At 64.0% G+C, this 4904-nt stretch carries 9 protein-coding genes; 4 read left to right on the top strand and 5 right to left on the bottom strand.

Translation table 11 applies throughout. From position 1 onward, the window contains the following. Both EAH89_RS32960 and EAH89_RS30375 read right to left on the bottom strand, forming a co-directional pair. Positions 1 to 238, bottom strand: a 238-nt coding sequence (locus EAH89_RS32960) for a transposase (protein ID WP_241667278.1), incomplete at its 3' end; no start/stop codon positions are given. Further along, positions 238 to 1164 carry an IS701 family transposase gene (locus EAH89_RS30375; protein ID WP_206667738.1) on the bottom strand — a complete coding sequence of 309 codons (927 nt, stop codon included), beginning with the start codon at positions 1162 to 1164 and terminating at the stop codon, positions 238 to 240. The genes EAH89_RS30375 and EAH89_RS32960, both read right to left, overlap by 1 nt. Before the next feature lie 160 nt (positions 1165 to 1324). On the opposite strand from EAH89_RS30375, the gene EAH89_RS30370 reads away from it, so the two are divergent. Next, positions 1325 to 1510, top strand: coding sequence for a hypothetical protein (locus EAH89_RS30370; protein ID WP_140887849.1), 186 nt, complete (start codon positions 1325 to 1327; stop codon positions 1508 to 1510). A 41-nt stretch (positions 1511 to 1551) separates the two neighbouring features. Here EAH89_RS30370 and EAH89_RS30365 read toward each other — a convergent pair whose 3' ends face one another. Next, positions 1552 to 1809 (bottom strand): hypothetical protein, encoded by a 258-nt coding sequence (locus EAH89_RS30365; RefSeq protein ID WP_140887846.1) that lies wholly within the window; start codon positions 1807 to 1809, stop codon positions 1552 to 1554. 72 nt (positions 1810 to 1881) lie between these two features. On the opposite strand from EAH89_RS30365, the gene EAH89_RS31675 reads away from it, so the two are divergent. Next, on the top strand, positions 1882 to 2085 hold the full coding sequence (locus EAH89_RS31675; RefSeq protein WP_161993862.1) for a hypothetical protein: 204 nt from the start codon (positions 1882 to 1884) through the stop codon (positions 2083 to 2085). Positions 2086 to 2107: 22 nt separating this feature from the next. Here EAH89_RS31675 and EAH89_RS30355 read toward each other — a convergent pair whose 3' ends face one another. Together EAH89_RS30355 and folE are read right to left on the bottom strand one after the other, a co-directional pair. Continuing rightward, entirely contained in the window at positions 2108 to 2620 is a 513-nt protein-coding gene (locus EAH89_RS30355) for a 6-pyruvoyl trahydropterin synthase family protein (protein WP_140887843.1), read from the bottom strand. A gap of 2 nt (positions 2621 to 2622) precedes the next feature. Further along, the gene (folE, locus tag EAH89_RS30350) at positions 2623 to 3207 is read right to left on the bottom strand and encodes a GTP cyclohydrolase I (protein WP_161993861.1); all 585 of its coding nucleotides are present in this window, start codon (positions 3205 to 3207) and stop codon (positions 2623 to 2625) included. A 276-nt stretch (positions 3208 to 3483) separates the two neighbouring features. Here folE and EAH89_RS30345 point away from each other — a divergent pair, with 276 nt between their 5' ends. Together EAH89_RS30345 and EAH89_RS30340 are read left to right on the top strand one after the other, a co-directional pair. Next, positions 3484 to 4002, top strand: a complete 519-nt coding sequence (locus EAH89_RS30345; RefSeq protein ID WP_241667277.1) for an oxidoreductase — start codon at positions 3484 to 3486, stop codon at positions 4000 to 4002. Next, positions 3999 to 4904: GGDEF domain-containing protein (locus tag EAH89_RS30340; RefSeq protein WP_140887839.1), on the top strand; the 906-nt coding region annotated here is incomplete at its 3' end. The genes EAH89_RS30345 and EAH89_RS30340, both read left to right, overlap by 4 nt.

Below are 4904 nucleotides of genomic sequence, written 5' to 3'. Positions count from 1 at the left end.
GAAGCTGTCGGATCTCGGCCTGCTCCGGTGAAGCGGGCAGCGTTACCTTGCCAGTGCCCCCTTGCCCTGCAGCCAATCCCGCTGGTCCATGACCTCGCGCCCGCCAGTTCCGCAGCATCGATGGCTCGATCCCAAACTCCCTCGCCACCTGCATCAGAGGGCGGCCGCTGCTCTCCAGCAGCAACACCGCCTCCCGCTTGAACTCCTCCGTAAACTCCCGTCGCGTCTTGCTCGTCATCAGGGCACCTCGCTCCCGCAGGAGCTTATCTGAGGTGTCCACCAACACGGGGGAGGGTCAAACCGCTGCTGGGGATCGCGGATCAGTACCCAGCGGATGGGCACGACCGGCATCCCGCCATGGCGCCAGACGGCGGTCGCGGTGCAGATTTCGACCGACCGCTCGCCCTCGCCGTACCAGCCCGGCACGGTGATGCGCTGCCAGACAGCACCAGGGCTCGCCAACACCTCGGACAGGTTCGGGAGCCGGGCGCCCTTGGTTCGGGGGCGGCCATTGGTCCCAGGTAGCCGGGGCGGCGCCGGGTTGTAGAGCGCCGCATCGAGGCGCAGGCGCGTGATGCTGGTGACCTTGTGGCGGCCGACAGCAGCGAGCAGTTCCAGGGCGGCAAAGCCGCTGTTACCGACCACGACGATGTCCCGTCCCGGCAGCCATCGACGGGCCTGCACCACCAACTGGCGTGCCCAGTCGGTGAGCTTCTTATGCCGGAGACCACGCACCCGGCAGTACCGCTCCGAAGGGGCCAGGGCGGTGAGGAAAGGCAACGCCCAGACCCGCCCGGCCCAGGGGACCGGCGCCAGCAGCATGGGGCTGATCCAGCGCAGGCCAGATGCCTTCACAAAGTGCCCGTGGCTGGAGCGCACGGGGTCACGGTAGATGCCCTTGGCGGCGATCCGCTTGCCGCGGCGGCGCTCGATGGTGTCGTCGATGCCCAGCACCACCGGCCCGCTCGGCGCGAAGGTCTCGATCAGCTGCCCCAGCAGGAGGCGCGACGCCGCCCGGGAGCTCCAGGCCGCCCGGCTGAGAACCCGGTGGGGTTCACGAAGCGTCGTTCCCGCGCGAGCCCCGTGACGCGCAGCAGGCTGGTCACCGTGCGCTTGCCCGGTGCCAGAATGGCCGCGATCAACAGCACCTCGGCGTGACGCCAACTCCGCTGGAAAAAGAGTGGCGCAAAGCTCAGGATCACCGCGGCGAAGCGGGTCGGCAGGCGCAGCAGGGCGGCGTCTCTTGGCGGGGACGCATCCACCCTAGCCGGTCAGCCCGCTCCGCTGCCTCTCCCCGGCTCAAATGGCCAAAGTCGAGCTTAAAATGCACCTCGAACGCCTCGACGATCCAACCGCACGCCGTGCCGCCCTGGAGGAGGCCTGCGGGTGCCTCAGCGAGCACCTCACCGCTCCCCTCCCTCCCCTGCCCTCGTCGAGGGGCGAGCCCGCTCTGATCGCCGCCGCTCTCCACGCCGCCCGGCAGCTTCGTGGGCAACTCGCCGACGCCTGACCGGCGCAGCGTGTGAGCCTCCTTCGGCGTGGAAGGCGGCATCAGCGCAGGCCTGGCTCCTGGCCCTTGATCCCGCCACGAGAGGCGGGTTCTTCAAGGTCTATCTCGGAGGTCATCCTCGCCACGAGCTCGGCCGTGGCGTAGGCGATCTCGACCCAGGCACGAGCTTCCGTCTTCCGGCCCTCCTCGAGCAGCGCGTGCATTTGCCGGATGCAGTGGTCGATCGCTTGGCTGCCGTGATCCCGCACGAGCGCCGATGCGGTATCCTCCCAAACAGACCGGCTCGATGGAGCGTTCATCCCCCTGCCCTCCAGACCTGATCCATCTCTACGGAGCACCGTGGTTCCTGGATGCAGGCGGGGCGGGTTTTCATGGGTGCCGTGGTCTCAGGACGAGGGGCGGGCGATGAGCTTCCGGGTGTGGGCGGCGAGCACGTCCATGGCGAAGGGCTTGGTCAGTACGTGCATGCCAGACCTCAGGTGGCCGTGGCTGAGCACCGCGTTCTCGGCAAAGCCCGGGATAAACAGGACCTTGATGCCCGGCCGCGGATCAAAGAGGCGCTGACCACTGGTTGAGTATCAACTTCCGAGAAATAATTCAGGAGGAGGCGCTAATCCCGCGTGACTGGCCGTTCGGCGTATACATAGCCGAGTTGCCACTGTGCTCCCGCACCTCCACTTCTTCCAACCAAACGCGGCCACCTGTTGACATGTCAACGTAACGAGCGATGTAGTCGAAGGCATACCGCGCCGTTGCCTCGCAACCTACCGCGGGCAGAACGCGAAGCTCCGCCAAGCCGCTGGCGGCTAGGCCTTGGAATTCAGGCAAGCTCGGATCGTCAGCGGCTACCAGGAGCGTGTGATCGAACATTTCATGCAGCCATGCCTTGATCGGCTTCAGACCACCGAAATCAAAGCACCAGTGCCGTTCGTCGAGTTCGCTGCTGGCGAATGTCAGACGGAATGAGAGGGCGTAACCATGCAGTAGCTGGCAGTGCGAGTGCGTAGCCCGCCATTGCCGGAAGCAGCAGGACAAGCCCTCTTCGTGACCATAGGTCTTCGTCGAGCGCCAGCTCGCAGGAACAGCAGCACGCTGCGTCAGAGTGTCCATCTTCAACTCCGCCCACGTTCGAGGCTGATGCACTCCTGCTGGAACTCAGCCTTCAGCCCGGCATCCTCAGCGAGCACGCCCCAGTAGGCCGTACTAACCATACGGCCTCGATGACTGGCGCGCACGCCGCGCTGCGTCTTGCACATGTGCACTGCGCTGACGCGTACGGCCAGTCCGCGCGGTGCCGTCTTCTCGACAAGGTACTCCCCGATTTGTTTCACAAGTTCTTCCTGAATCTGCAGCCTGGAGGCGAAGTAGTCGACGATGCGGTCGTACTTTGACAGGCCGATGAGCTTGCCTCCGGGTGCGGGTAGGACGCCGATGGTGGCCTCCCCGTAGAATGGCATAAGGTGGTGGGCGCATGTCGAGCGCACATCGATTGGCCCAGTGACAATGAGCTGGTCAAACCCTTGCGCGTTATCGAACTCGGTGATGGCTGGAGGGTCGCAGTAGCGGCCGTGCATGATCTCCTCGACAAACATCTTGGCGACCCGCTGCGGCGTGTCGCGGGTATTGTGATCGTTGCGATGATCGACCTGCAAGACATCGAAAAGTTCTTCGAGCTTTAGCGTGGCCGCCCCGATCATGGCTGCTCGCTCGGAGGAGTCGAGGGCGCCATTCACCCCCTCATTCGCGAGGCGCGGCGGTCGAAGGCGATGAATGCTAACGCTCACGTGTTGCCTCTCCATGTGGATTACCATTCCGGCGACCCGACCCGCGCAACTCCGGGCTCCTTCCACCGAAGAGAGGTTGCAGATCGGGAATCGAGCGCGCGGCTTAGTGAGCGACTATAGTCACATTCTTTACCTTTAGGCAACAACTAGCCGGCAAGGTCGTTTGCCCATTGTTTGGCTTCCTGAACCATGCCCCATGACATCACCCGACGGACCCTCGGCGCTCTCGCTTTTGGTGCCATGTCACCGTCGATGGCTGGCGCCGCCGGTTCGCTACCGCAGCCTGCGGGCAGACCTGTTCTCACGGTATCTGGCCGGATCGCGGCGTCTAACCGCGACGGTGCCGCTGTGTTCGACCTCCCCATGTTGGAAGCTCTGGGCACCGACGGCTTTGAGACGAGAACGCCTTGGCATGGGGGGATGGTGCGCTTCGACGGCGTGCGCATGCACCGTCTCATGCAGGCAGTTGGCGCGTCGGGTGAGAACGTGACCGCGATTGCCCTCAACGACTATACGACCGATCTGCCGATCGCTGACTTCGAGCGCTACGGCGTCCTCCTCGCCATGAAACGGGACGGTGTATACATGCCGGTCCGCGATAAGGGACCCTTGTTCATCGTCTACCCGTACGACAGCAAGCCGGAACTGAGGGCGCAGCAGTACTATAGCCGCTCGGCCTGGCAGGTTGCGAAACTCGTTGTGAAATGAACCTCGCGCGGCAGCCACCCGTGAGTAGTCTCCGCTTAACAAAGCTGGCGCTGCTTGGCATGGTTCTGTTGCTGGTGGGAGCAGCAGCTTACACATCGTTCCTGATCTTGCGGCGGCAGCAGGCACTGAGCGAGGTATCCCGGTACAACATCACCTGGTCCGTGAGCCAAGCGGCACTGGAGGTTTCTAGGCTGCAAGGAATGACGGCGGCCGCGCTGATGCCGGATGGTGGCGTTGGCGAGGAAGACGTACAACTCTGGCTCGATATCGTCACGAACAGAGCGCGGCTCTTCGAAGGCGGAGACGTCGCCGACTTCGTTGCAACGTCGCCGGAACTCGGCGCGATTGTCGCTCGCTTCCGCGAGGTGGCCCATGCTGGCCAAGCTATCATGGAGGGTTCAGACGCGCCCGACCGGCTGCGTCGCCTGCTTGTGCTGGTCGCGTCGCTCAATGCTCCGATGGCCCGCCTCGCTGGAGCAGCGAATACGCAGGGCGGAACGCTTGTCGCTCAGGATCAAGAGCAGCTCAGCAGCCTACACTGGCTGTTCGCGGCCATTCTGGGCACGCTCGCCTTGAGCGCCTTTGGTCTCATCGGGGCGCTCACACGACACAATCGCCTCCTTGCGCAGGCCTGGGATCGCGTCGAGCAGCAGAATCAGGTGCTGGAAAGACGTGACCGGGAGTTGCTCTCGCAAAACGCCCGGATTTCCTTCATGGCGCACCATGACGCGCTGACTAGCTTACCGAACAGGGTCTTGTTCCAGGAAAGATTGGAGCAGGCGCTGGAGGTGCGCCAGCGCGGCTTGGGCGATCTTGTCCTACTCTGTATCGATCTTGATGACTTCAAGCAGGTGAACGATACTCTTGGACACCCTGCCGGTGACGCGCTGCTTAGGGCAGTG

Origin of the sequence: Muricoccus nepalensis (assembly GCF_006438825.1) — a bacterium.
Classification (GTDB): Bacteria; Pseudomonadota; Alphaproteobacteria; order Acetobacterales; family Acetobacteraceae; genus Roseomonas; species Roseomonas nepalensis.
This window is presented reverse-complemented; position numbering and strand designations above follow the sequence as displayed.

What these genes read in the sequence shown, in the direction of transcription:
- EAH89_RS30370 (WP_140887849.1), top strand. Translation starts at nt 1,325, where the DNA reads ATGCACCTCGAACGCCTCGACGATCCAACCGCACGCCGTGCCGCCCTG.
- EAH89_RS30365 (WP_140887846.1), bottom strand. Translation starts at nt 1,809, where the DNA reads ATGAACGCTCCATCGAGCCGGTCTGTTTGGGAGGATACCGCATCGGCG.
- EAH89_RS31675 (WP_161993862.1), top strand. Translation starts at nt 1,882, where the DNA reads ATGGGTGCCGTGGTCTCAGGACGAGGGGCGGGCGATGAGCTTCCGGGT.
- EAH89_RS30355 (WP_140887843.1), bottom strand. Translation starts at nt 2,620, where the DNA reads ATGGACACTCTGACGCAGCGTGCTGCTGTTCCTGCGAGCTGGCGCTCG.
- folE (WP_161993861.1), bottom strand. Translation starts at nt 3,207, where the DNA reads ATGATCGGGGCGGCCACGCTAAAGCTCGAAGAACTTTTCGATGTCTTG.
- EAH89_RS30345 (WP_241667277.1), top strand. Translation starts at nt 3,484, where the DNA reads ATGCCCCATGACATCACCCGACGGACCCTCGGCGCTCTCGCTTTTGGT.